General features: G+C 69.0%; 21 protein-coding genes. 18 read left to right on the top strand and 3 right to left on the bottom strand.

The features are described 5' to 3' along the window. Nucleotides 1–15 precede the first annotated feature (15 nt). The 7 genes from murB (at nt 16) to F9288_RS20975 (ending at nt 8,942) form a co-directional block, all read left to right on the top strand. A complete protein-coding gene (murB, locus tag F9288_RS21005) occupies nt 16–897 on the top strand; it encodes a UDP-N-acetylmuramate dehydrogenase (RefSeq protein ID WP_174839243.1) in 882 nt (293 codons plus the stop codon). Nucleotides 898–948: 51 nt separating this feature from the next. Further along, nucleotides 949–1,902, top strand: coding sequence for a D-alanine--D-alanine ligase (locus F9288_RS21000; protein WP_302675307.1), 954 nt, complete (start codon nt 949–951; stop codon nt 1,900–1,902). After that, nucleotides 1,899–2,828, top strand: coding sequence for a cell division protein FtsQ/DivIB (locus F9288_RS20995; protein ID WP_174838657.1), 930 nt, complete (start codon nt 1,899–1,901; stop codon nt 2,826–2,828). The genes F9288_RS21000 and F9288_RS20995 overlap by 4 nt, the downstream gene beginning before the upstream one ends. Nucleotides 2,829–2,845: 17 nt before the next feature. Continuing rightward, on the top strand, nt 2,846–4,108 hold the full coding sequence (ftsA, locus tag F9288_RS20990; RefSeq protein WP_174838655.1) for a cell division protein FtsA: 1,263 nt from the start codon (nt 2,846–2,848) through the stop codon (nt 4,106–4,108). A 105-nt stretch (nt 4,109–4,213) separates the two neighbouring features. Next, the gene (ftsZ, locus tag F9288_RS20985) at nt 4,214–5,698 is read left to right on the top strand and encodes a cell division protein FtsZ (protein WP_174838653.1); all 1,485 of its coding nucleotides are present in this window, start codon (nt 4,214–4,216) and stop codon (nt 5,696–5,698) included. A gap of 215 nt (nt 5,699–5,913) precedes the next feature. Beyond that, nucleotides 5,914–7,776, top strand: a complete 1,863-nt coding sequence (locus F9288_RS20980) for a tetratricopeptide repeat protein (protein WP_174838651.1) — start codon at nt 5,914–5,916, stop codon at nt 7,774–7,776. After that, on the top strand, nt 7,776–8,942 hold the full coding sequence (locus F9288_RS20975; RefSeq protein WP_174839241.1) for a deoxyguanosinetriphosphate triphosphohydrolase: 1,167 nt from the start codon (nt 7,776–7,778) through the stop codon (nt 8,940–8,942). The genes F9288_RS20980 and F9288_RS20975 overlap by 1 nt, the downstream gene beginning before the upstream one ends. 67 nt (nt 8,943–9,009) lie before the next feature. On the opposite strand, the gene F9288_RS20970 is transcribed toward F9288_RS20975, so the two are convergent. Next, a complete protein-coding gene (locus tag F9288_RS20970) occupies nt 9,010–9,399 on the bottom strand; it encodes a DUF4440 domain-containing protein (RefSeq protein WP_174838649.1) in 390 nt (129 codons plus the stop codon). 205 nt (nt 9,400–9,604) lie between these two features. Beyond that, complete coding sequence (locus F9288_RS20965) at nt 9,605–10,459, bottom strand: ABC transporter permease (protein WP_174838647.1); 855 nt, start codon at nt 10,457–10,459, stop codon at nt 9,605–9,607. A gap of 62 nt (nt 10,460–10,521) precedes the next feature. Between F9288_RS20965 and F9288_RS20960 the strand changes: the two genes are divergently transcribed. From F9288_RS20960 to queE, 11 genes are all read left to right on the top strand, one after another. Continuing rightward, a complete protein-coding gene (locus F9288_RS20960) occupies nt 10,522–11,211 on the top strand; it encodes a GcrA family cell cycle regulator (protein ID WP_174838646.1) in 690 nt (229 codons plus the stop codon). Nucleotides 11,212–11,345: 134 nt separating this feature from the next. Next, nucleotides 11,346–11,777, top strand: a complete 432-nt coding sequence (locus F9288_RS20955) for a TadE/TadG family type IV pilus assembly protein (protein ID WP_174838644.1) — start codon at nt 11,346–11,348, stop codon at nt 11,775–11,777. Further along, the gene (locus F9288_RS20950; RefSeq protein WP_174838642.1) at nt 11,774–13,423 is read left to right on the top strand and encodes a pilus assembly protein TadG-related protein; all 1,650 of its coding nucleotides are present in this window, start codon (nt 11,774–11,776) and stop codon (nt 13,421–13,423) included. Before F9288_RS20955 ends, F9288_RS20950 begins: the two co-directional genes overlap by 4 nt. 43 nt (nt 13,424–13,466) lie before the next feature. Next, nucleotides 13,467–15,455 carry a DNA topoisomerase IV subunit B gene (parE, locus tag F9288_RS20945; protein ID WP_174838640.1) on the top strand — a complete coding sequence of 663 codons (1,989 nt, stop codon included), beginning with the start codon at nt 13,467–13,469 and terminating at the stop codon, nt 15,453–15,455. Continuing rightward, nucleotides 15,452–16,261 (top strand): alpha/beta hydrolase, encoded by an 810-nt coding sequence (locus tag F9288_RS20940; protein ID WP_174838639.1) that lies wholly within the window; start codon nt 15,452–15,454, stop codon nt 16,259–16,261. The genes parE and F9288_RS20940 overlap by 4 nt, the downstream gene beginning before the upstream one ends. A gap of 116 nt (nt 16,262–16,377) precedes the next feature. Further along, complete coding sequence (locus tag F9288_RS20935; protein ID WP_174838637.1) at nt 16,378–17,568, top strand: aspartate aminotransferase family protein; 1,191 nt, start codon at nt 16,378–16,380, stop codon at nt 17,566–17,568. A gap of 60 nt (nt 17,569–17,628) precedes the next feature. Continuing rightward, nucleotides 17,629–18,552: an ornithine carbamoyltransferase gene (gene argF, locus F9288_RS20930; RefSeq protein WP_174838635.1), complete on the top strand. Its 924-nt coding sequence runs from the start codon at nt 17,629–17,631 to the stop codon at nt 18,550–18,552. 110 nt (nt 18,553–18,662) lie between these two features. Further along, nucleotides 18,663–19,571 carry an Hsp33 family molecular chaperone HslO gene (locus F9288_RS20925; RefSeq protein WP_174838633.1) on the top strand — a complete coding sequence of 303 codons (909 nt, stop codon included), beginning with the start codon at nt 18,663–18,665 and terminating at the stop codon, nt 19,569–19,571. 48 nt (nt 19,572–19,619) lie between these two features. Next, complete coding sequence (locus F9288_RS20920) at nt 19,620–20,021, top strand: hypothetical protein (protein ID WP_174838631.1); 402 nt, start codon at nt 19,620–19,622, stop codon at nt 20,019–20,021. Nucleotides 20,022–20,190: 169 nt separating this feature from the next. Beyond that, entirely contained in the window at nt 20,191–20,889 is a 699-nt protein-coding gene (gene queC, locus F9288_RS20915) for a 7-cyano-7-deazaguanine synthase QueC (RefSeq protein WP_174838629.1), read from the top strand. Beyond that, the gene (queE, locus tag F9288_RS20910) at nt 20,889–21,521 is read left to right on the top strand and encodes a 7-carboxy-7-deazaguanine synthase (RefSeq protein WP_174838627.1); all 633 of its coding nucleotides are present in this window, start codon (nt 20,889–20,891) and stop codon (nt 21,519–21,521) included. The genes queC and queE overlap by 1 nt, the downstream gene beginning before the upstream one ends. 155 nt (nt 21,522–21,676) lie before the next feature. On the opposite strand, the gene F9288_RS20905 is transcribed toward queE, so the two are convergent. Next, nucleotides 21,677–22,369, bottom strand: coding sequence for a hypothetical protein (locus tag F9288_RS20905; RefSeq protein ID WP_174838625.1), 693 nt, complete (start codon nt 22,367–22,369; stop codon nt 21,677–21,679). Between the last annotated feature and the right edge of the window lie 79 nt (nt 22,370–22,448).

Genomic DNA, 22,448 nt, shown 5'->3' with positions numbered 1-22,448 from the left:
CTTTCCGTGGCTGCCATGCCCGAGGTCGCGGGGAAGCTCACCCCGAACGCTCCGCTCGCGCCGCTCGTCTGGTTCAAGGCGGGCGGTGCGGCGCAATGGCTGTTCGAGCCGAGGGACGCGGACGATCTCGCGCAATTCATGGCGCGGCTCGATCCGGCGATGCCGGTGTTGGCGCTGGGGCTGGGATCGAATTTGATCGTGCGCGATGGCGGCGTGCCGGGCGTGGTGGTGCGGCTCGGCAAGCCCTTCGCGCGGGTCGAGGTGCTGGACGTGACGACGCTGCGATGCGGCGGCGGGGCGAGCGGCATCCTGGTTTCCTCCACCGCGCGCGACGCCGGAATCGCGGGCGTCGAGTTCCTGCGTTCGATCCCCGGCACGGTCGGCGGCTTCGTGCGGATGAACGGCGGCGCCTATGGGCGCGAGACGGCGGACGTGCTGGTCGAATGCGAGGTCGTGCTGCGCTCCGGCGAGCGGCGCACGCTGACGGCGGCGGACCTGCGTTACAGCTATCGCCATTCCGAGCTGCCGGAAGGTGCGGTGGTGGTGAGCGCCACTTTCCGGGGCGTGCCGGGGGAACCGGAAGTCATTCAGGCGGAAATGGACCGCATCGCCACCTCGCGCGAGGCATCGCAGCCGCTGCGATCAAAGACCGGCGGCTCGACCTTCAAGAACCCGCCGGGCGGGAAGGCGTGGGCGCTGGTCGATGCGGCCGGGTGCCGGGGCCTGCGCCGGGGCGACGCGCAGGTGAGCGAGAAGCACACCAATTTCCTCCTCAACCTCGGCAACGCCACCAGTGCCGATATCGAGGGGCTGGGCGAGGACGTGCGCGCGCGGGTGAAGGCGGCGAGCGGTGTCACGCTCGAATGGGAAATCCAGCGCGTCGGGGTGGCGTCGTGATGCGCGTCTCGCTCGTCCCGTTGAAGTCGTTCGTATCGCAAGGAGCATCGCGTGCCTGACCGTCGTCCCCTCCACATCGTCGTGCTGATGGGCGGCTGGTCGGCGGAGCGCGAGGTTTCGCTGTCGTCGGGCGCGGGGATCGCCGGGGCGCTGGAGTCGCTCGGCCATCGCGTCACGCGGATCGACATGCAGCGCGACGTCGCCGCGCGGCTGGCGGAGGCGCGGCCCGACGTGGTGTTCAACGCGCTGCACGGCTCGCCGGGCGAGGACGGCACGGTGCAGGGGATGATGGACCTGCTCGGCCTCACCTATACCCATTCCGGCCTCGCCACCTCGGTGATCGCGATCGACAAGGTGCTGACCAAGAACCAGCTCGTGCCCCACGGCATCCCGATGCCGGGCGGGCGCGTGGTGAAGTCGGCCGAATTGTTCGAAGGCGATCCGCTCGCGCGCCCCTATGTGCTGAAGCCGGTCAACGAAGGCTCGTCGGTCGGCATCGCGATCGTCACGGCGGACGGCAATTACGGCTCCCCGATCGGTCGCGACGTGCAGGGACCGTGGCAGGATTTCGAGGAACTGCTCGCCGAGCCTTATGTGCGCGGGCGCGAGTTGACCACCGCCGTGCTGGAGGGGCCGGGCGGCCCCCGCGCGCTGGGCGTCACGGAGCTGCGGCCCAAGAGCGGCTTCTACGATTACGACGCCAAATATACCGACGGGATGACCGAGCATCTCTTCCCCGCCCCGGTGCCGGACGAGATCGCCGAGGCGTGCAGGCAGATCGCGCTCGACGCGCATCGGCTGCTCGGCTGCAAGGGGTGCAGCCGTGCCGATTTCCGCTGGGATGACGAGCGCGGCGTTGAAGGGCTGTTCCTGCTGGAAGTGAACACCCAGCCGGGGATGACGCCGCTCAGCCTCGTTCCCGAACAGGCGCGGCACACCGGCATGAGCTATGCCGAGCTGGTGCAGGCGATCGTCGACGCCGCGCTGCGGGAGAAGGGCGCATGAGCCGCCAGCCCGTCCGCCGCTCGCCGCCCCGCCGGCCCGGCGCGCCGAAGCGGCGCAAGGCCTCGCTCGGCGACCGGCTGATCGCCAAGCTGCCGATCAGCCACGACACGCTGCGCCGCGCGGTGACGTGGAGCATGCTCGGCCTCGGCGGGGCGGTGGCGATCGCGGCGGCGACATGGCTTGGCCTGCCCGGCATGGTCGGCGATGCGATCGCGGAGGGTGCGGGCCGCGCCGGGCTGCGCGTCGAGCAGGTCGATATCACCGGCCTCAAGCGGATGGATCGCGAGACGGTCTATGCCATCGCGCTGGAGAATCAGACGGCGCAGCGCCCGCTGCTGGCGGTTGATCTGGAGGCGGTGCGCAAGCGGCTGCTAGCCTACGGCTGGATCGCGGACGCCTATGTCTCGCGGCGCTTCCCCGACAGGCTGCTGATCCATATCGTCGAGCGCGAGCCGGCGGCGATCTGGCAGAACGAGGGCCAGCTCACGCTGATCGACGCCACCGGCACTTTGCTCGATCCGGTCGATCCGAACCATATGCCGGCGGGCCTGCCGCTGATGATCGGCCCCGGCGCGGCGCAGCAGGAGGACGGCTATCAGAAGCTGCTTGCCGCTGCCCCGGCGCTGCGCCCGCGCGTCAAGGCGGCCACATGGGTGGGCAACCGGCGCTGGGATCTGACCTTCGACACCGGCGAGACGCTGCTGCTGCCGCAGGACGGCGCGGCGCAGGCGCTGGTCAAGTTCGCCGAGATGGACGGCGCGAAGCCGCTGCTCGGCAAGGGCTGGGTGCGCTTCGACATGCGCGATCCGACCAAGCTGGTCGCGCGCAAGCCGGGGCCGGAAAGCAGTCGCGCCGATGCCGATGCGGGGGAAAACGGCGGCGGCACCACCAGCGAGATGCGCGTCGCGCGCGTCGGCGACGTCTGACGAAGGGGAACGGGGACATGGCGAAAGCGGCACCTGAAGGTCTCATCACCGCGCTGGACATCGGCACGTCCAAGGTTTCGGCGATGATCGCGCAGAAGGGCGACGGCGGCGAGCTGATCGTGCTCGGCACCGGGCAGCGCGAATCGAAGGGCGTGAAGCGCGGATACATTGCCGACATGGCCGCGACCGAGGTGGCGGTGCGCGAGGCGGTGGAGCAGGCGGAGCGGATCGCGGGGATCAATATCGAGAACGTCTGGGCGGGATTTTCCGCCGGCGGCCTCGTGTCCGACGAAGCGTTCATCGAATCCGAGCTGAACGGCCACCGCATCGAGCAGGCGGATATCGACGCGCTGCTTCAGGAGGGCCGCCAGTCGATCGACCCGCAGGGGCGCATGGTGCTCCACGCACAGCCCGCGCTCTACACGATCGACGGGCTTGAAGGCGTGAAGAAGCCGCTCGGCCTCCACGCCGACCGGCTCGGCGTCCATATCCATGTCATCGCGGCGGACGGCTCGCCGGTGCGCAACCTCGATCTGTGCGTGCGCTCGGCGCATCTGGAGGTGAAGTCGATCATCGCCTCGCCGGTGGCGACCGGATTCGCCTGCCTGTCGGACGAGGAGCGCGATCTCGGCGTCGCGCTGGTCGAGATCGGGGCGGGCATCACCAACGTTTCGCTGTTCGCGGGAGAGATGCTGGTCGGCCTCAAGTCGATCCCGATCGGCTCGGCCGACATCACCGACGACATCGCCTCCGCCTTCGGCACGACGCGCGGGCAGGCGGAGCGGATGAAATGCTTCCACGGCTCGGCCAATGCGTCCCCACGCGACAACCATGAGATGATAACGATCCGCACCCCGGCGAACGAGGAGGACGGCGACGCGCTCCAGATCACCAAGGCGGCGCTGATCGCGGTGATCCGCACCCGGCTGGAGCAACTGGTCGGCGAGGTGCAGGCGGCGCTCAAGGAATTGAAATTCGAGGGGCCGATCAACCGCCAGGTGGTGCTCACCGGCGGCGGCGCGGAGTTGAAGGGGATCGCCGATTACGCGCAGCAGGTGCTGGGCCGCTCGGTGCGCATCGGGCGGCCGCGCGGGCTGACCGGGCTGCCGGAAGCGCATGCCGGGCCGGGCTTCGCGGCGCTGGCGGGGCTGGCCTTCTTCGCCGCCAACGATCCGATCGATCTGCGCGGGCTGGTGCCCCAGCAACAACAGCAGGTTTACCGGCCGAAAGGACTGAGGGCGCTCAAACGCCTCTTTCAAACGGTGAAGGCCAATTATTGAGGCTGCACGACGGTTTTCGGCTGGCACGGCCGGGCGCTATGTTGCAGGAAGGTTAATCGACACGTCCGGCGATGGGGAAGGCCGGACAGGCGGAGAAAATAGGCGATGGGAATCGAATTCATCACCCCGGAAACGGATGAGCTGACGCCGCGCATCGCGGTGATCGGCGTTGGCGGCGCGGGCGGCAACGCGATCGCCAACATGATGCGTGCCGAGGTGCAGGGGGTTGATTTCCTTGTCGCCAACACGGACGCGCAGGCGCTGAAACAGTCGACCGCGCCGGAGAAGATTCAGCTCGGCGCGAAGATCACGCAGGGCCTTGGCGCGGGCAGCCGGCCGGAGATCGGCCGCGCCGCCGCCGAGGAGACGATCGAGGACCTGTCGAAGCGACTCGAGGGCGCCCACATGTGCTTCATCGCCGCCGGCATGGGCGGCGGCACCGGCACCGGCGCGGCCCCCGTCATCGCCAAGGCGGCGCGCGACATGGGCATCCTGACCGTCGGCGTCGTCACCAAGCCGTTCGCGTTCGAGGGCAATCGTCGCGCCAAGTCCGCTGATGCGGGGATCGAGGAACTCCAGAAGTACGTCGATACGCTGATCGTCATCCCGAACCAGAATCTGTTCCTGATCGCCAACGCCAACACCACCTTCAAGCAGGCCTTCGAGATGGCCGACGAGGTGCTGCAGCAGGGCGTGCGCGGCATCACCGACCTGATGGTGATGCCGGGCCTCATCAACCTCGACTTCGCCGACGTCCGCTCGGTGATGCAGGAGATGGGCAAGGCGATGATGGGCACCGGCGAGGCCGACGGTGACGACCGCGCGCTGGTCGCCGCGCAGAAGGCGATCGCCAACCCCCTGCTCGACGGCGTGTCGATGCAGGGCGCGAAGGGCGTCATCATCTCGATTACCGGTGGCGAGGACATGCGCCTGCTGGAAGTGGACGAGGCCGCCAACCACATCCGCGAACTGGTCGATCCGGAAGCGAACATCATCTGGGGTTCGGCCTTCAACCCGGAGCTGGAGGGCAAGATCCGCGTGTCGGTCGTCGCCACCGGCATCGAGGCGGAGGCGCGCACCGACGCGCCCGTGCCGGAGCCAGCGCGCGCATTCAGCTTCTCCGCGCCGCGGCGCGCCGAGCCGGCGCCGCCCGCCGCATCCGCCGCCCCGGCGGCGGAACCGGCTCCTGCCGCCGAGCAGCCCGCCGCCGCTCCCGCGCCCGAGCAGCCGGAAATCGAGCTGACCGATGTCGTCGCGCAGCCCGAGGCCGCCGCTCCGGCGGAGGACGAACTGCTGCTCGGCAGCGAAACGATCGTGCCTGAACCCGCGCCGGCCGCTCCGCCGGCCGCCGAGGAATCGACGCCGAAGGTGTTCGAGGACGATGCGCCCGCGCCGGCCGGCCGACGCCGCTGGCTGTCGTCGGGTGCCGATACGGGCGAGGAAGCCGCGCCCGCGCCGCGCGTCAAGCTGGGCGGCACCTTGTTCGAGCGGATGCAGAACGCCTCGCGCGGGACGCAGCGCGCGACCGAGGGCGAGGACAAGGATTCGCTGGATATCCCGCGCTTCCTGCATCGCCAGAACAACCAGTAAGCGGGGTGCCGGGGCGGCCTTTCCGCGCCGGCCGCGTCTCGCCGGGTGGCTGGCGGTGATCGCGCCGCGCGGTCGCGCCGGGCATGTCCGCCGCGCGACAATGGAGTTCGCCGCTTCCTGCCCCCGGATCGGCGCGCGCGGGTTCCGGCCCGGCGCGGCCGGTGCCATAGCGAAGCGGCATTCCGCCGCCCCAGATTGAGACTTTTCCCGACGCGATGAAGCGCACCATTTCCCTTGCTTTCCTGGCGCTGGCCTCCGCCACCGCGCTGCCGGCCCTCGCCGCCCCCCAGATGGTCCAGCCGCTGCCGCAGGCCGGCTCCGATGCCGACCAGCTCGCCGCCGCGATGCGCACGGTCGGGGCCAATCCGCGCGACCTCAATGCGCTGATCGAGGCTGGCGAGCTGTCGCTCAAGCTCGGCGATGCAAGCGGCGCGGCGGCGCTGTTCAAGCGCGCCGACGAGATTGATCCGATGAACGGCCGGGTGAAGGCCGGGATGGCGCGCATCCTCGTGCAGCAGGAGCGGCCGGGCGAGGCGCTGCGCTATTTCGATCAGGCGGCGGGTTATGGCCTCGATCCGCGCAGCTTCGCGGGCGATCGCGGCCTCGCCTATGACCTGATCGGCGAACAGGAGCGGGCGCAGCGCGACTATCGCCTCGCGCTCAAGGCCGGGCCGCAGGACGAGGTGCAGCGTCGCTACGCGCTGTCGCTCGCCATTTCCGGGCGGCAGGAGGAGGCGCTGAAGGAGATCGAGCCGCTGCTGCGCGGCGGCGATCGCGGCGCATGGCGCGCGCGGGCCTTCATCCTGGCGATGGGCGGTGACGTCGCGGGCGCGGAGAAGATCGCGACGACGATGATGCCGGGCGGCATGGCCAGCGGGCTGGCGCCGTTCTTCCAGCGGCTGCCTTCGCTCGCGCCGGTCGACAAGGCCTTCGCGGTCCATTTCGGCGAGGTGCGCGCGAGCGCGGCGCGGCTGGCCGATGCACGGCTGACGCCATCGCTCCCGCCGCTCGGCCCGGATGCCGGTGCGCCGGTGCGCGTGGCGACCGTGACGCCGCCGGCAACGCCTCCGGTGGTCGAAACCGCGCGCAACCGTCGTGACCGGAGCAGGGGCAAGCCCGCCGCGCCGGTCGCGGTGGCGGCCGCCGCTACGTCCGTACCGTCGCCGGCCGCCGAGCCGTTGCCGCAGCCGCCCTCCTATCCCGGCAAGGGCGTGGTCTTCGCCGCGCCGAGCGAGGTCACGCAGAAGCTGCCGCCGCGCGCGCCTTATCAGGCGGTGCCGGCTTCGGAAGCCGCGCAGAAGCCGCTGCCGCCGATCGAGGTCGCTTCCGTCACCAATCCGCCGCCCGCCCCGGTCGAACCGCCGCGCCCGCGCCGTTCGTCGCGTCGCGCGCCGCCGAAGGGAGGCGAGGATTCGATCCTTGCGAAGATCATCGCCGGCATCGCGGTGCCCGAATCGGAGATGACCGAGGCGCGTCCGCCCGAGAAGAAAGTCGAAACTGTCGCCACGCGCCGCAAGGCCAGGGCGGAGGAAGCGGTCGAAACGGCTGACGCGACTCCGCCGAAACGCGGGCGGGGCAAGGCTGGTGCCAAGACCGAGGAACCGGCCGAAACCGCCGACGCAACTCCGCCCAGGCACGGCCGCGGCAAGGCCAGCGCGCGCGCCGAGGAGACCGATGCCGACGAGGCCAAGCCCAAGAAGCTGACCGCCGCGCAGAAAAAGGCCGAGGAAGCGAAGAAACTCGCCGCCACGAAGAAGGCGGAGGAAGCGAAGAAAGCCGCCGAGGAACGCAAGGCGGCCAAGGCCGAGCCGGCGCGGATCTGGGTGCAGGTTGCGGGCGGGGCGAACGAGGAGGATTTGCCGAAAGCGTGGGCGGCGGTGAAGGGCAAGACCGCGACGCTCGCCGGCAAGCACGCCTATACGACCAGGCTGCGCGCCACCAACCGCGTCGTCACCGGCCCGTTCAAGACGGAGGCCGAGGCCCGCGCGATGGTCAACAAGTTGGCGAAGGAGGGCGTGTCGGCCTTCACCTTCACCAGCAATGCCGGCCAGAAGATGACCAAGATCGAGGGCAAATGATCGTCCCGCCCGCGCCCTGGGCGTCCGATCCGGCGACAGGGCGTGGGCGGCTCCACCGCGAATCGGCCGGCGTGCCGCGCGGCCCGCGCGACGATTACCAGCGCGACCGCGACCGCATCATCCACTCGATCGCCTTCCGGCGGCTGCGCCACAAGACGCAGGTTTTCCTCGCCCCCGACGGCGATCACTTCCGCGTCCGGTTGACCCATAGCCTCGAGGTGGCGCAGATCGGCCGCACGATCGCGCGCGCGCTGGGATTGAACGAGGACCTGACCGAAGCGGTCTGCCTGGCGCACGATATCGGCCACCCGCCGTTCGGCCACGCCGGCGAGGACGCGCTGAAGGCCGCGACCATGGCTGCGGGCGGTTTCGACCACAACGGCCACAGCCTGCGCACGCTGATGCGGATCGAGCGATCCTATCCGCGCTTCGATGGCCTCAACCTGACATGGGAGACGCTGGAGGGGCTGGCCAAGCACAACGGCCCGGTGCGCCATCCCGGCTGGGCGCTGGCCGAGGCGGACGCCGAGGCCGGGCTGGAGCTGGGCACCTGGCCGGGCCTGGAGGCGCAGATCGCGGCGCTGGCCGACGACATCGCCTATGACAATCACGACATCGACGATGGCTTGCGCGCCGGGCTGCTGACGCCGGCGCAATTGCTGGAGGTGCCGCTGGTCGCGCGTGGCTGGTCGGCGGCGAAGGCGCGCTTTCCCGATATCTCCGACCGACGGCTCTCGCGCGAGCTGGTGCGCCAGCAGATCGGCACGATGGTGCTCGATCTGATCGCGGAGACCAGGCGCCGCATCGCCGAATCGGGCGTGGGCGATGTGGCCGACGTGCGCGCGGCGGGACGGGCGCTGGCCGCCTTCTCGGACGCGATGCGCGAGGAGGAGCGCGACCTCAAACGCTTCATGTACGCCAACCTCTATCATCATCCGCGACAGCTCGAGGCGGCGGCGGCGGCGCATGATGTGGTGGCCGGCCTGTTCGCGGCGTTCCGCGCCGACCCGCTGCTGATGCCGGAGGAATGGCGCGCCGCGCTCCCGGCGGACGAACCGGCGTTGAGCCGCCACATCGCGGATTACATCGCCGGCATGACCGACCGGTTCGCGATCCGGGAATATGAGCGCGTGGTCGGGCCGGCGCGGATGCCGGAGGGGTTTTAGGCGCTCGATCCCACGGAGCGGACCGGCATTCGGCTCAGCCACGCGAGGCTGTGAATGGCGATTCGCGTCACGGGCGCGTGATGATGGTTGCTTGACGGACGGTCAGTTTCCAGCCGCCCTTCGTCCATTCCCAGAAATCGGTGAAACGGCGATGAACCGCGCGCGTCGGCGTCGCGCCGTCACTTCGCGGGATCACGATCTCCTCCCCCATCAGAACGACCATATCGCCGCGCAAGCCGGCATATTCGATCACGCGATCGTAACGCGCATAGCTGATCTGGCCGGCGGCGCTGCGTCGGGCGGTCGCGCCTCTGACCGAAACGCCGTTCTGCGGATTGTTGACCGCAAGGTCGTCGGCCAACAGCGCCGCAAACGCCGCGTGGTCGTCAGCGACGGCCGCCCGGTCGATGGCGTTCACGGCGGCCAGCGCACCGGCGATCCGCGGATCGGCCACCACTTTCGCGATCTCGGGATTGGCGGGCTTCCAGTCGGCGAAGGCGGGTGCGCCGACGAGAAGGCCGGCGCAGAGCAGCACCCGAAGCGAGGAAAATGCTTTCATGGCCGCCCCCATGAGTCGATCCCCGAAGCCTCGCATGGAAGGCCGTTCGCGTAAAGATCGGTCGCGGCGAAGCCGTGCGACCGGCGGCAGGCCCTCGCCGCCCTCAGTTCTTGAGCTTCCACCCCCGCCGCAGCAGGACGTAGCAGAGCACCCCCAGCGCCGCGTCGATCGCGAGGATCACCACGCTGCCCACCAGCACCGGCGAATCGGCGGTGCCGACGAAGCCGTAACGGAAGCCGGAGATGATGTAGAAGAACGGATTGGCGTGGCTGAACGCGCGGAACGCGGGGGCGAGGCGGTCGACCGAATAGAAAGTGCCGGACAGCAGCGCCAGCGGCGCGATCACGAAATTGGTCACCGCCGCCGCATGATCGAACTTTTCCGCCCAGATCGAGGTCAGCACGCCGAGGAACGAGAGGAACGCCGCGCCGAGGAAGCCGAACCAGATCACCGCCCACGGATGCAACGGCGTTACGTGCACGCCGGGATAGAGCGCCATCGCCGCCCAGCAGATCAGCCCGACGAGGAACGCCCGCGTCATCGCCCCGCCGACCAGCGCGGTCAGCAGCTCGGCGCTGGACAACGGCGGCTGGAGATAATCGACGATCGTCCCCTGGATCTTGCCGACCAGCAGCGAGAAGCTGGCGTTGGCGAAGGCCGGCCCCATCATCCCCTGGCTGATGATCAGGCCGGGGGCGATGAAATCGGCGAAGGGGATGTCGACGCCGCCGACATGCACCGGCCGTTTCGCACCGGTGGCGATGGTGAAGACGATCAGGAACAGGAGCGTGGTGGCGGCTGGCGCCCAGATCGTCTGGAGCTGCACCTTGAAGAACCGGCGCACCTCCTTCACATAGAGGGTCTTCAGGCCGCCCCAATTGACGTTCCGGATCACCGGGACGCCGGGCGCGTTCCTGATCGCCGACGGAATTTGGCCGATTGGGGGATGGCTGCTCATCGCGCATGCGGGTAGACGCTGCGGCGGGCGCCTGCAACCCGGCCGCCAGCGAAGGAAGAACGATGTCGTGGACCGAGGAGCGTATCCACACGCTCAAGACCATGTGGGAAGGCGGGCAGACCGCGAGCCAGATCGCCGAGGCGCTCGGCGGGGTGAGTCGCAATGCGGTGATCGGCAAGGCGCATCGCCTGGGCCTGCAATCGCGCCCGTCGCCGGTCGTCCCCAAGGAGGCCGAGGCAAGGCTGGAGCCGAAGCCCGAGGCGAAGGCGCCGCCGCCCGTCGCCGCCGCACCCGTGCGCGAGCCGGTCGCCGCACCGCCTCCGCCGCCCGCCGCCGCGCCGGCGATGCCGCGCGCGTCGGAGCCGAAGCCGATCACCATCACCACCGATCTTTCGCCGCGTCAGCCGAACGAGAACCAGCCGGTGCTGCGCTCGGTCGGCCCTGGCGGCTTCGTGCGGCAGGCGCCGGGCGAGCAGCAGCCGCCGATCGCCCCGGCCCCGCCGCGCCGCCTCGTCCCGGCCAAGCCCTCGCCGGAGATCGCCGGCAAGACGACCTTGCTCGATCTCAGCGACAAGGTGTGCAAATGGCCGCTCGGCCACCCCGGCGAGCCGGATTTCCACTTCTGCGGCGAGAAGGTGAATCCGGGCTTCCCTTATTGCGTCGCGCATTGCGGCCATGCCTATCAGGCGCAATTGCCGCGCCGCGACCGGCGCGCGCCGCCGATCCCGTTCGGCGGGCCGCGGATGCGCTGATTTTACGCGGAATCGCGCCATTACGGCGCGATTCCGCGAGTTTGTCGGCCTGTCGCGCGACATGTTTCGCGCATTTCGGCGCGATCGGGCGCATGGCGGTGCCTTAAGGCGGCGGCGCGATCCTGCGCCCTGCCATGAAACGATCATCCTCTTTCCCGCCCGTGACGCTGCTCCGCGATTCGCGGGGGGCGGCGATCGTCGAATTCGCGCTGCTCGCCCCGGTGCTGCTGATGATCCTGCTCGGGATCTCGGGCTACGGCCAGTATTTCCTGCTCGCGCATAGCACGCAGCAGCTCGCCAACGATTCGGCGCGCGCGACGATCGCGGGGATGAGCGCGGCTGAGCGGCTGTCGCTCGCCAATGCGGCGATGACCCGCGAACTGCTGCGCCTGCCCGAAATCCGGCCCGGCACCGCCACGCTCTCGGTGGAGGAGGCGCCGCCGATGATCACGGTGCGTGTTCGCGTCGACGCCAGCCGGATCGGGATGTTCCATATCGGCCTCCTGCCGATGCCCGATCCGCTGATCGAGCGCAGCGCGGTGATCCAGCAGGGGGGCGTGCTGTGAAGCGGCTGGCGGCGGACCGGCGCGGGGGCGTCGGGATGCTGCTGGCGGCGGCCATGCCGATCCTGATCGGCATGGCCGCGTTCGCGGTCGATGTCGGCTCGGTGCAGCTCGACACGCGGCGCCTCCAGGGGATCGCGGACGCCGCCGCGCTCGCCGCCGCCTCGGGGGATGCGGCGGACGGGCAGAAAACGGCGGAAGCGATGGTCGCCGCCGCGCGCTTTCCCCGCGCGGTGACGACGCGGGTGACGCGGGGCAGCTACAGCGCCGACGCGACGATCGCACCGGCCGCGCGCTTCGTCGCCTCGCCATCGGGCAGCGGCGCGGCGCGGGTGGAGCTGCAATCGACCTCGCCCACCTTCCTCGCGGCGATCTTCGGGCGGCGCGAGGTGGTGATCGCCCGCACCGCCACCGCCGCGCGGCAACGCTATGCCGCCTTCTCGATCGGGTCGCGGCTGGCGAGCCTCGACGGCGGGCTGCTCAACAATTATCTCTCCGCGCTGACGGGGAGCAACGTCTCGCTCTCCGTGATGGATTACAATGCCCTGGCCGGGGCGGATGTCGATCTGCTGCGCTACCTGCCGATGCTCCGCACCAGCGCGGGGCTGAAGGCGGTGACCTATGACGATATCCTGAAGAGCAACGTCTCCACCCCGCAGGCGCTCGACGCGCTGGCCGGCGCGCTGAGCGCGGACGGCAAGGCGGATGCGGCGCGGGCGGTCAACGGCCTGCTCAAGCTGGTCGGCGAGCGTTCGCTCACGCTCTCCGCGCTGATCGACGCCGGGCCGTTCGCGCGGCAGGGCGAGGGCGGCACCGGCATCGCCAGGGTCGATTCGCTGGCGATGCTGACGGCGATCCTGCAACTCGCCTCGAAAGAGCGGCAGGTGGCGCTCAACCTCGGCGCGACGGTGCCGGGGCTGACCTCGACCCGCGTGTCGCTGGCGATCGGCGAGCGCGAGGCCAATTCGCCGTGGATCACGATCACCGACACCGGCGCCCCGATCGTCCGCACCGCGCAGACGCGGCTCTATGTGCGCACGCAGATCGGATCGGTTAGCCTGCCCGGCATCGGGTCGCTGGCGACGATCGACCTGCCGCTGTTCGTCGAGATTGCCGGGGCGGAGGGGCGGCTGGCCGCGATCGACTGCGCCGGGGCCAATGTCCGCAACGTGACGCTGGAGGCGCGGACCGATATCGTGCGCGCGGCGATCGGCACTATCGACGAATCGAAGCTCGCCGATTTCAAGACCCCGATCACGCCGACGCGGACGACGCTGGTCCACACCCTGCTGGCCGATGTCACCGGCCTCGCCGACATCTCCGCCGGAGCGAGCGAGCCGTGGCAGAGCCTGCGCTTCGACGCTGCGGCGATCGCGGCGGGCACGCGCCAGAAGGTGCGCGCGACCTCTCCGGTCGGCGGGCTGGCGACCTCGCTGATCTCGCGCGCGTCGGTGCGGGCGGTGCTGCTCGGCATCCTGCCGCTGCCGCTCGACCCGCTGGTGCAGGCGGTCGGCGGGGCGCTCTCGCTGGTCGCGCCGGCGCTCGACGGGCTGCTGATGAACCTCACCGGGCTGCTCGGTGTCGGCATCGGCGAGGCGGACCTGCGCGTGACCGGCGTGCGTTGCGGCACGGCGGTGCTGGTGGGATAGGCGACGGGCTTTGCCCTTGCGCCACGCGCCGATATAGCGGGGTATGTCCGACGATCTCTTCGACCCTTCCGCCTCCGCCGGCAGCCCCGCCAACAGCTACGACGCTTCCTCGATCGAGGTGCTGGAGGGGCTGGAGCCGGTGCGGCGGCGGCCGGGCATGTATATCGGCGGCACCGACGAACGCGCGCTGCACCATCTCGCCGCCGAGGTGCTCGACAATGCGATGGACGAGGCGGTCGCCGGCCACGCGACGCGGATCGAGGTGACGCTGGCCGCCGGCAACCGCCTCACGATCGTCGACAACGGGCGCGGGATGCCGGTCGATCCGCACCCCAAGTTCCCGGACAAGAGCGCGCTGGAGGTGATCCTCTCCATGCTCCATTCCGGCGGCAAGTTCGCCGGCAAGGCCTATGCCACCTCGGGCGGGCTGCACGGGGTCGGTGTGTCGGTGGTCAACGCACTGTCGTCGGACACGGTGGTCGAGGTGGCGCGCGACCGCCAGCTTTATCGCCAGCGTTTCTCGAAGGGGCAGACGCTGGGGCCGCTGGAGAATGCGGGCAGCGCGCCGAACCGGCGCGGCACCTCGGTCGCCTTCACGCCGGACGTGGAGATTTTCGGGACCGAGATGCACTTCAAGCCGGCGCGGCTCTATCGCCTCGCGCGGTCCAAGGCCTATCTGTTCGCGGGCGTGGAAATCCGCTGGAAATGCGCGCCCGAGCTGATCGCGGACGATACGCCGGCCGAGGCGGTGTTCCAGTTCCCCGGCGGCCTCGCCGATCACCTGCGCGAGCAGATCGCGGGCCGGGAGTGCGCGACGGCCGATTTCTTCACCGGCACGCAGGAATTTCCCGCCGGGCAGGGCCGCGTCGAATGGGCGGTGGCGTGGCCCCTGTGGTCGGACGGTAGCTATAGCTGGTATTGCAACACCATCCCGACCCCCGACGGCGGCACGCATGAGCAGGGCTTGCGGCAGGCTTTGGTGCGCGGGCTTCGCGCGTTCGGCGATCTGGTCGGCAACAAGCGCGCCAAGGACCTTTCCGCCGACGACGTGATGGTCGGATCGGAGCTGATGCTCTCCGTCTTCATCCGCGATCCGCAATTCCAGTCGCAGACCAAGGACCGGCTGACCTCGCCGGAAGCGGCCGGGCTGGTCGAGAAGGCGGTGCGCGACCATTTCGATCATTACCTCAGCCACAATATGGATCGCGGCAAGGCGCTGCTCGGCTATGTGCTGGAGCGGATGGACGAGCGCCTGCGCCGCAAGCAGGAGCGCGAGGTCAAGCGCAAGACGGCCACTTCCGGGCGCAAGCTGCGCCTGCCCGGCAAGCTCACCGATTGCGCGGCGGACAGCCCGGAGGGGACCGAGCTGTTCATCGTCGAGGGCGATTCGGCCGGCGGCTCGGCCAAGCAGGCGCGCGACCGCAAGACGCAGGCGATCCTGCCGATCCGCGGCAAGATATTGAACGTCGCGTCCGCCACCTCCGCCAAGATCCTCGCCAATCAGGAGATCGCCGATCTGGGGCAGGCGCTGGGCTGCGGCACGCGCAAGGATTGCGTGGCCGACAATCTGCGCTACGAGCGCGTCATCATCATGACCGACGCGGATGTCGACGGCGCGCATATCGCGACATTGCTGATGACCTTCTTCTTCCAGGAGATGCCGGACATCGTGCGGCGCGGGCACCTCTATCTCGCGCAGCCGCCGCTCTATCGCCTGACGGCGGGCAGCAAGTCGCTCTACGCGCGCGACGACGCCCACCGCGCCGAGATCGAGGCGGGGCCGTTCAGGGGCAGGAAGGTGGAGGTCGCGCGCTTCAAGGGCCTCGGCGAGATGAACCCCGGCCAGCTGCGCGAGACGACGATGGACCCGGCGACGCGCAGCCTGATCCGCATCACCCTGCCGCAGGAATATGAGGAGCGCGCGGGGGTGAAGGACCTGGTCGATCGCCTGATGGGCACTAACCCGGCCCACCGCTTCGCCTTCATCCAGGAGAATGCCGCGCGGATCGACGAGGAGACGATCGACGCGTGAAACAGTGGATGGGAATCGCGATAGCCATTGCGGCCATCGCTTATCTCGCGGGCGTCGTCGCGCTGACCGTTGGGCAACGATGGTTCATCTATCGACCCCCCGCCAATGCTCAGGGGCATGTTCCGTCCGGATTCGACCGCGTCGTTCTGCATACTGAAGATGGGTTGGAACTGGTTGCCGCTTATCATCAGGCATCGAACGGCCGCCCGACGCTGGTCTATTTTCACGGTAATGCTGACTCGCTCAAAGGAGCGAGCGTTGCGAGTGAATTACCAAGGCAACGGGGTTACGGCGTGTTGCTTGTGGAATATCGGGGCTACGCCGGCAATTCGGGCAAGCCAACCGAAGATGGCCTGTATCGCGATGGGCGTGCTGCATTGAACTGGCTCGCAGAAAGAGGGATCGCGCGATCGGACGTGATCCTCGTCGGCTATTCGCTTGGTTCTGGGATCGCATCGCAACTTGCCGCTGAAGGCAATATCGGCGGATTGGTGTTGGTCTCCCCGTTTTCGAGGCTGAAAGATGTGGCCTCATATCATTTTCCCTTCGTCCCGGTGCGATGGCTTTTGTGGGACCGTTACGCCACGATTGATAAATTGCGCGGGCGACATTTGCGTGTTCTTGTCCTGCACGGTGATGGTGATCGCGTCATCCCGTGGAAGGAAGGTCGTAGCGTGGCGGAAGCGATTCCAGGCGCTAAATTCGAGCTTGTTCAAGGGGCCGGGCACGAACTGGCGTTTCAGCCCAAATCTCAGATGAGAATCCTGGCATGGTTGTCGACTCTTCGACGGCGCACGGATCAATAGCGCTCTGGAATGGAGGGGACTGTGCTGGTGTTGACGCTCCCCCCGCACCCCCGGTATTAGCGGCTTCCGGGCGGCCCCTTTCCGGGCCGCCCTTGCTCTTTTTCAGGAGATGCCCCGTGACCATCACCGCACTGATGCCCGTCTATCCCCGGTGCGGGGTGCGGCCGGTGCGAGGCGAGGGGGCGTATCTCTATGGCGAGCGCGGCGAGAAATATCTCGATTTCGCCAGCGGCATCGCGGTCAACTGCCTCGGCCACGGCCATCCGAAGCTGGTGAAGGCGATCGCCGATCAGGCGGCGACGCTGATGCACGTCAGCAACCTCTACGGCAGCCCGCAGGGCGAGCATTTCGCGCAGCGGCTGATCGACGCCACCTTCGCCGACACGGTGTTCTTCACCAATTCGGGCGCGGAGGCGGTGGAGTGCGCGATCAAGACGGCGCGGCGCTATCATTTCGCCAACGGCCATCCCGAGCGGCATGACCTCATCACCTTCGACACCGCCTTCCACGGGCGGACGCTGGGGACGATCTCCGCCACCAACCAGCCGAAGATGCGCGACGGGTTCGAGCCGCTGCTACCGGGCTTCAAATACGCCAGTTTCAACGATCTCGCCGGCGCGCTGGCGCTGATCGACGGCAATACCGCCGGCTTCCTGGTCGAGCCGATCCAGGGCGAAGGCGGCATCCGCCCGGCGACGCAGGAGTTCCTGCAAGGGCTGCGCAAGGCGTGCGACGAGCACGGCTTGCTGCTGGTGCTGGACGAGGTGCAGGCGGGTTACGGCCGCACCGGCAAATTGTTCGCGCACGAGCTGTACGGCATCACGCCGGACATCATGGCGGTGGCGAAGGGCATCGGCGGCGGCTTCCCGCTCGGCGCCTGCCTCGCGACCGAGGAGGCCGCGAAGGGCATGGTGATCGGCACGCACGGCTCCACCTATGGCGGCAACCCGCTGGCGATGGCGGCGGGCGAGGCGGTGCTTGACGTGATCCTCGAGGACGGCTTCCTCGAGAATGTCGAGAAGACGGGCAACCGGCTGCGGCAGGCGCTGGAGCAGATGATCCCGAACCACGATCATCTGTTCGACAGCGTGCGCGGCCACGGGCTGATGCTCGGACTCAAGCTCAAGAGCGACAGCCGGCGCTTCGTCGCCCATGCGCGCGACAACCATGGGCTGCTGCTGGTGTCGGCCGGCGACAATGTCGTCCGCATCCTGCCGCCGCTCAACATCGACGAGAGCCATATCGCCGAATGCGTCGAGCGGCTGAGCGAGGCGGCGCGGGTGTACGTGCCCGCCGCCGACGATTGACATCGCGCCCCGCGCGCCGGCCGGTCCGGCGGCGGGGCGGATTCTCCGGGGGGAGATAGCATGAACGTCCGTCACTTCCTGAACCTGTCCGATGCCGGCGCGGACGGCATCGCCGCGATCCTCGCCGATGCGATCGATCGCAAGAAGGCGCGCGCCGGCCTGCCCAAAGGCGCGCCCGACGCCGACGCGCCGCTCGCCGGCCGCGCGCTGGCGATGGTGTTCGAGAAGAACTCCACCCGCACGCGCTTCAGCTTCGACATGGCGATCCGCCAGCTCGGCGGCGCGCCGATCGTCGCGGACGCCGGCACGATGCAGATCGGACGCGGCGAGACGATCGCGGACACCGCGCGCGTCCTCTCCGGCTATGTCGACGCGATCATGATCCGCACCGACGATCACGCCAAGATCGAGGAGATGGCGGCTCACGCCACGGTGCCGGTCATCAACGGCCTCACCGACGCCTCGCACCCGTGCCAGATCGTCGCGGACCTCCAGACGATCATCGAGCACGGCAAGGCGCTGCCGGGGCTGAAGGTCGCGTGGCTCGGCGACGGCAACAACGTGCTCGCCTCGATCATGGAGGCCGCCGGGCTGCTGCACTTCGACGTGATCGCCGCCTGTCCGCAAGGCTTCATGCCCGCCGACGCCGATGTCGCGCTGGGGCGGGGCCGAGCGCGCGTCGTCGCCGATCCGGCCGAGGCGGCGGCGGGCGCGGACGTGATCGTCACCGATACCTGGGTGTCGATGGGGCAGGCCCATGCCGAAACGAAGCTCAGGGCGATGGCGCCCTATCAGGTGACGCGCGACCTGATGGCGAAGGCGAAGCCCGACGCGGTGTTCCTCCATTGCCTGCCCGCGCATCGCGGCGAGGAAGTGACGGCGGACGTGATCGACGGCCCGCAATCGCTGATCTGGGACGAGGCGGAGAACCGGCTCCACGCCCAGAAGGCGATCCTGCGCTGGTGCTTCGGCCAGATCGGTTGATCGCCGGCCGATCGTCCCCACTTAGGGCCGGCACCGGCGCTGGCCGGTTCTTTCCGACAGGCACGGACTGGCGATGTCCCGGTTTCGGGCGGGACGAAGGGTGATTTTCGATGGCTGACGTTTCCGGAACCGATCTAGATCGCGCGCTGGGCTTCGCGATTCCGGAGCGCAACGCGCGCGGGCGCATCGCGCGGCTCGGACCGGTGCTGGACGAGATTCTCTCCGCCCACGCCTACCCCCCGGCGATCGAGGCGCTGCTGGCCGAGGCGCTGATGCTCGGCGCGCTGATCGGCTCGACGCTGAAGGACGATGCCGGCCAGCTCACGCTCCAGGCGCAGACCGAGAATGGCGTCGTGCGGCTGCTGGTGGTCGATTATCGCGGCGGCGAGCTGCGCGGCTATGTCGATTTCGATGCCGAGCGGCTGGCGGCGGGGCCGGCGGAGCCGACATTGTTCGCGCTGTTCGGGCAGGGCTATCTCGCGATCACCTTCGATCTCGCCAGCAGCGGCGAGCGCTATCAGGGCATCGTCCCGCTCGACGGCGCATCGCTGGCGGAGGTGGCGGAGCGCTATTTCGTCCAGTCCGAGCAGATCCCCAGCCTCGTGCGCGTCGGCGTGCGGCATGAGGACGGCCATGTCATCGCCGGCGGCCTGTTCCTCCAGCACCTGCCGCATGGCGAGGAAGGGCGCGAGCGGCTGCATGTCCGCCACGATCACCCCGAGTGGGAGAATGTCGCCGCGCTCGGCGCGACGATGGGGGCGGACGAGCTGGCCGATCCGGCGCTGCCGCTGGAGACGTTGATCTGGCGGCTGTTCAACGAGGAGCGCGAGGTGCGCGTGCTGGCGGAGAGCCGAATCGTGCGCGGCTGTCGCTGCACCGCCGGGCATATCCAGTCGGTGCTGGCCAAGTTCCCGATCGAGGAACAGCGCGAGATGGCCGACGCGGACGGGGTGATCGCGGTCGATTGCCGCTTCTGCTCCACCGTTTTCCCGGTCCGGATCGGTTCCGCCGCCGCATGATCGGCGAGACGCGCTTGATCTGCGACGAATCGTGATATGATTACGGTTGTGAAAAGATTCGCCCTTCTTCGTCCGGCGGCGCTGCTGCTCGCCGCTGTCGCCGCCGGTGCCGTTGCGCAGGAGGCCCGGATGATCGCGCTCGGCGGGGTCGAGCCGGGCGCCTGGTCGCTGCACGAGATCGGCAACAGCGCCGCGTCTCCCCGCGCGATTTGCGTCCACGATCCCCGGCTGCTGCTGCAACTGGTCCACGGGCCGGCGCAATGCGCGCAATATGTGATCGAGGATCAGCCCAATCGCGTGACGGTGCAATATCGCTGCCCCGGCCAGGGCTATGGCCGCACCACGATCCGGGTGGAGGACCGCAACCTGATCCGCGTCCAGACGCAGGGCCTGGTGAAGGGCGCGCCGTTCGATTTCGATTACGAAGGGCGCCGCACGGGCAAATGCTGATCGCCGCGTTAGCGGGGCGTTAATACTCCAGGGGTATCAAGGGACGTGCTTTTCTTGGGCACGCTTTCTCCCTGATCCGGCCCTTCCCGGCCGGTCTCCTTCTCGGGTCGCCTTCGGGCGGCCCTTTTTCTTGCGCGGGCGGCGGCAAGCGCCTAGCGCGTGTCGGCTTATGACAAGCCAATCCCCGCTGGCGGTCGTCCTGGTTTCGGGCGGCCTGGACTCCATGGTTTCCGCCGCACTCGCGCGCGAGGCCGGTTTCCGCGTGCTGGCGCTGTCGGTCGATTACAACCAGCGGCATCAGGTGGAACTGGCCGCCGCGCGGCGCGTCGCCCGCCTGCTCGGGGCGGAGCGCCATGTCGTCCTGCCGCTCGACCTGCGCGCGTTCGGCGGATCGGCGCTGACCGACGATATCGCCGTGCCGAAGGACGGGGTGGGCGAGGGGATTCCGGTCACCTACGTGCCCGCGCGCAACACGATCTTCCTCAGCCTCGCGCTCGGCTGGGCGGAGGCGAGCGGCGCGCGCGACATCTATGTCGGCGTCAACGCGCTCGATTATTCGGGCTATCCCGATTGTCGCCCGGAATTCATCGCCGGCTTCGAGGCGCTGGCCGAGCTTGCCACCAAGGCCGGGGTGGAGGGCGCGCCGTTCCGCATCCGCGCGCCGCTCCAGATGATGACCAAGGCCGATGTCGTGCGCGAGGGCGCGCGGCTCGGGCTGGACATGGGCGTGAGCTGGTCGTGCTACGATCCCGCGCCGGGCGGGCTGCATTGCGGCCTGTGCGATAGCTGCCGGCTGCGCCACAAGGGCTTCGAGGAGGCTGGCGTGCCCGATCCGACCGCTTATGCGGTGACGCCCCCGGCGCCCTGATGAGCTACGCCGTCAAGGAAATGTTCCTGACGCTCCAGGGCGAGGGCGTGCAGGCGGGCCGGCGCGCGGTGTTCGTGCGCTTCGCGGGGTGCAACCTGTGGTCGGGGCGCGAGGAGGATCGCGCGAACGCGGTCTGCCGCTTTTGCGATACCGATTTCGTCGGCATGGACGGGCTGGGCGGCGGGCGCTTCGCCGATGCCGCCGCGCTCGCCGCGGCGGTCGTCGCGATGTGGGACGGCCCGGCGGCGGAGCGTTTCGTGGTGCTGACCGGCGGCGAGCCGATGCTGCAGGTCGACGACGCGCTGGTCGACGCGCTCCACGCCGCCGGATTCTTCATCGCGATCGAGAGCAACGGCACGTTGCCGGTCCATCCCCGTATCGACTGGGTGTGCATCAGCCCCAAGGCCGGAAGCGAGACGGTGCAGCGCTCGGGCGACGAGCTGAAGCTGGTCTGGCCGCAACCGGGGAGCGACGTGGATGCGATGGAAACATGGGACTTCACGCATCATCTGATCCAGCCGCTCGACGATCCCCAGGCGGACGCCAATCGCGTGGCGGCGGTCGCGCTGGTCATGGAGCGACCGCGCTGGCGGCTGACGCTCCAGACGCACAAGATGCTGGGACTGCGCTAGGCCGGATCGACATTCAGCCCTGACGGCCTGCAAATGGCGGCTTTCCGCGCTTCCGGTGCTCACGACACCTTTAGTCCGCTGCGCTCCGGGTCACGGAAAACCACCATTTTCGGCTAGTCATCTTCTGAATGTCGATCCGGCCTGGCCCCGCCGGTTCAGCGCTGTGCGATGCCCACGCCGGCGGGCGGGAAGTTCTGCGCGCCGCATTTCTTCACCTGCCAGTCGCCGTTCTTCCAGCAGATCGGATCGAGGCGCGGCAAGGGCGGCGACTGCGTATAGATATAGCGCGGGAAACGCTGCTCGCCCCACGGCGTCAGGCTGTTGCGCAATTCGCGGATACGGTTGAGCGCCAGCGTGCCGAAGCTGCCACGAGGCGCGAACACCACGTCGCGGCCGACCGCATTGGCGGTGAGGCAGAAATTATACTGCGCCGAAACCGTGGTGAAGCTCGAATAGGTCCGGGTGCCGAACTGGTCGAGCGCGTTCTGCGCGGCCTTGGGCGTCTTGTTCATGCGCGCGAAATATTTGCCGAGCGTGTCCCAGGAGTGCTTCAGCTCGTTCTTGTGGTCGATGAGCATCGCATTGTAATTGCTGACGGCGGTCAGCGTCGGCTCGAACTGGCATTGCAGCGCGGCGACATTGAGCGCGGCGCGCACGCTCCAGACGATCGCGGCCTTCTGCTCCTCCAGCGTCGCGCCGGGCAGTTCTGGCCCGAGACCGGCCTCGTTCCCGACCACCGGCGTACCGGACAAGTCCTTGGCCTGCATGAAGAATTGCGCGGTGGCCGGCGTCGCGCCGACAAGCGCTCCCGCGGCAACGCCCGCAGCGATGATCTGCCCCAACGACACTTCAACTTCTCCCACGCAACGCGCGGGATTCTAGGCCTTTTGCGCTGTTAACCCAAGCCCGATTCGTCACGTTGCGGAC

The sequence above is a fragment of the Sphingomonas sp. CL5.1 genome, from assembly GCF_013344685.1.
In the GTDB taxonomy this organism is placed as follows: domain Bacteria; phylum Pseudomonadota; class Alphaproteobacteria; order Sphingomonadales; family Sphingomonadaceae; genus Sphingomonas.
The sequence above is the reverse complement of the archived record's forward strand: the minus strand, read 5'-3'. Positions and strand labels throughout refer to the sequence as shown.